General features: G+C 43.6%; 2 protein-coding genes. Both read right to left on the bottom strand.

Features of this window, described 5'->3' with window-relative positions; translation table 11 throughout:
* On the bottom strand, positions 1-1,892 hold a 1,892-nt coding region (locus F6K57_RS39635), incomplete at its 3' end, for a GNVR domain-containing protein (protein ID WP_293074270.1).
* Positions 1,893-2,034: 142 nt separating this feature from the next.
* Entirely contained in the window at positions 2,035-3,378 is a 1,344-nt protein-coding gene (locus F6K57_RS39630; RefSeq protein ID WP_293074268.1) for an O-antigen ligase family protein, read from the bottom strand.
* Positions 3,379-3,650 lie beyond the last annotated feature (272 nt).

Below are 3,650 nucleotides of genomic sequence, written 5' to 3'. Positions count from 1 at the left end.
TTACTAATCTCAGGTCGAACAACAAACAACAAATTACGGATGACAGCAGCCATCAGGGCAGTTTCACTGGTCATACTGACCGGAGCACTGTCAATCAAAACATAGTCATAGTCACCCGATTCCTCCGCAGTAGCTAGGCTCTGCTCAAATTTCCCCTGAGTCACCAGCTCCACAATTTTGCCTTTTTTGTGGGAGGTAGGGAGTAAGTCAAGACTCGGTTGAATCTTTACCGGCTGTCCAGGTTTGAGGGGGTCATGGTGATGACCCAAGCGCTGAGAAAGGGTGGCCTGTCGGAAATCTCCATCTACTACCAAGACCCGAAACCCTAAATCTACCAGAGCTCTCGCCAATCCCAGAGTGACAGTAGTTTTGCCTTCTGAGACCATCGCGCTAGTAATCAAGATGCGACGGTCCTCTCCAGAGCGTAAGCTAATCACCGATGCTAGTCGCTGAAACTCTACATCCGTTTCTGTACCCAGCTCTAATCCCATACCAGCGTGTCTCAGATGAGGGATATTGACCACCATCGGGAACTTGATTGCCTTTAGATCTTTCGGGCTCAGCAGTGGGTTGCGCCGTTCTAGCAGCAATACCAGCGCTATACTACCCACTGCCGATGCCAGAAAACCATTAGCTATGATTAACAACTTCTTTGGACCAGCAGGCTTCTCGTCAACAGTGGGAGGGTCAAGCACCTGTACATTGGGATAAGCACTAAAAGCATCAAGATTGACTTGCTCCATTTGAGCAACTAAACCGTTATAGACTCCCGCAGCCACATTGTACTGTCGCTTTAGTTCCAGCAGCCTAGACTGATGGACAGGAATCACCGTTAAAGTACTTTTCATCTGGTCAATCTGCTGCTGTAATTGCTCAGCCTGTTGTTGTTGACCACTAGCAGCACTTTCCGCCAGAATCAGTTGCTGGATTAACATTGCTCTTCCTTGAGCACTATCAGTAAGCGTCGGGTCTACTAACGTATCACCAGCTGCTAGAAAGATGTACTGCTGAATCTGCTGCTGCAACTCCTCACGTTGTAGCAGCAGATTTTGGATCTCGGGATGAGCATAGGTATAAGTAGTTTGAGCTTTGACCAAAGTCGCTTCCAATTCAGTCAACTGCTGCCGCACAAACTGGTAATCCCGGTTTTCTGCTAGACCTAGAGACCGGATTGCTTGCTTAGGAGTAAGACCCAAACGAGTCGATAGGATTTGAAGCTGATGTTGACTAGCTTGAGCTTGAGCTTGAGCCTGAGCTTGGCTAATACTCAGATCAGTAATTGCCCTCACCAGTCCTTCAGTTTGGGCTTTGCTATTCACTAAACCAGAGGATTCCTGAAACTTTGCTAATGCCTCCTGAGACTGATCCAATTTTTGCTTAGCTCGCTCCAGCGCTTTCTTATTAAACTCAACCCTAGTGGTACCATCTGCTTGACGTAGTTCATTCAGACGCTCCTGATACGCACTGATCAGTGCCTTGACTCGATCTCTTGCTAATTTTGGACTATCCCCAGTGGCATTCAACCAGATCGTAGTCGATTCCTCGTCAGGAGATACCGCGAACAACTTCTTGTATTGAACCAGCCTTTTAAAATCCCTTTTCTCTGGGTCAGACTCCAACAAGCGCCTCATCAAAGCATCACTGGTTAGAATAGATGCCTGCATATTCAGAGGATGACTCTTAGTCGCCAATTTAGAATCCCCCTTAGTTAATGACCCAAGGGTTCCTAAACTAGCTTGTAACTTGCCTGTTTCTGGTAGAATTAGCTGTGCTTTAGCAATCCAAAAAGGCTTTAATAAAGAAAAGGCTCCAAAGCTAGCTCCCAGCACCAAGGAATTAAAAACTAATAAAAGTGTCCAATGTCTATTCAGGATCGCAGCTACTTTTTTCATAAGATATATTCCTAAGGATTACCATTTTGGCTAAAATGTAAATTTATATAAAAATTAATCTAAATAAACGGTTGTCTAAATAATTAATAATAAATTTATTTATTTAAATAAGTAAAAGTATAATTTTTTTCAATTTTAAATTTTAAATTTTCAATTTTAAAGTTCTGCCAGATAAGTGCTCCCATCGATAGATAAACTGCTCATTTCGCTGTACTTCCGCAAGAATTGCCCCTAACCAGACGAAAAAATACCACAAATACACTGCCATCCAGGTCAAGGGTGTTCCGTTGAGAAGCATGTACAAAGCCACCAGACTGGCAAATGCCCACTGGCAATGATGGTTACCACGAATCGCTGGAGTCCAAGTATTCCAAAGGGTTGAACCTAGTGCAGCTAAGAAAACGATCAAGCCAATGATGCCGTTCAAATAAAGAACTGAGGCGTAGGTTGAAAACGAACCCAAAGCAATGTCATAGATATACCATTTGACGGAGCCTTGTATAATTCCCCATCCCATCCAGGGGCGTTGTTGCCAAGCCTCAAGGGTTTTAGTAACCACAAGTTCCCGGTCTTTAGAGAATTCGGCAGGAGCACTATTGAAAATTTCTAGGGGCTTTTTCACTAAATCACTTAAGGTCAGACCTCCCAAAAAAGCACAAATTAATGAGCTTAATGAACCAATCCATAAAGAACCTTGACGAGCCAAACTGCTGCGGAAGCAAGCTGTAATCAGCAATGGGATCACAAAGGAAATCCAGGATAAACGACTAAAACTAATTAGCAGAGCGGTTAAACAACCTGCTACGGATACTTGACGTAAGCGGCGGTTTTCTTCACCTAAGCAGATAAAAAAACTTAGAATGGAACACACCCCTACAATCGGGGGATCCGGGGTGTAAAGAACTGTCCTGGGTAACGGGATACCAAAAAAAGGTTGGAACTCAGCAAATGTAACTAGCAAACTCAGAGCACCTCCGGGAATCAGACGCGCTAAGGGCGGTAGAAAAGGTTCTTTGCCTAATCCCACTACCAGCATGACCATCTCAATGGCGATAGTCACTAAATATCCTGTTGCCATCCAAGCTACAGCACGGGTGACCACCTTAACCCTGATGACATGCCAAAACGGTAGGAGCAGTGCGGCAACAATTAAACAGTAGCTTTTGAAAAAAGTTACGAACGTAGCAGCAATTTTATGCAAGGCAAACCCTACGTCATTGAGACCAAACGTAGCAGTCCAGACCATGACTAGAGCCATACCTAACCAAGCCCAGATACAAGCAGGTATCGATACCCTAGTGAGTTTGTCGATATCAAAGTTTACTCCTAACAAACCAACAACTACCGCTGGGTAGAAGAGTGTTTGTATTCCCAACAACCACCAGAGCGGTGTTAGCACAATTATCCAGTAAATAACTTTTTCTGGAAATGACATGGCACCCAGTTTAAAGTTTTTGGTGTGGAAATCTGGTATGCTAGAGGTCATAGTTAACAGTCCATACTTTGATGTTTTAGAGCACGTTTATTATATGAGAGTGATTCAAATCTGCTAGCTTTTTTTGTTTATAGTGTTGTTTTGGCTGTTATTTGTCTTTTTTTATTTGTATTGATATACCCTCCGGTGCGCTTGACCCATTAAGAATTTAATTCGCCACGGGTCGCACCGCAAGGTTTTGCCGTTTCCATAACATTATTGTTTGATAGGGTTTATCATACTTATGAGGTACAGTCAATTTTATTCCCCCCTGATTAAGGAAG

Source organism: Moorena sp. SIO4A5 (assembly GCF_010672005.1).
GTDB lineage: Bacteria > Cyanobacteriota > Cyanobacteriia > Cyanobacteriales > Coleofasciculaceae > Moorena.
Note: the sequence above shows the minus strand (reverse complement) of the source record. Positions and strands in the feature narration are given on the sequence as shown.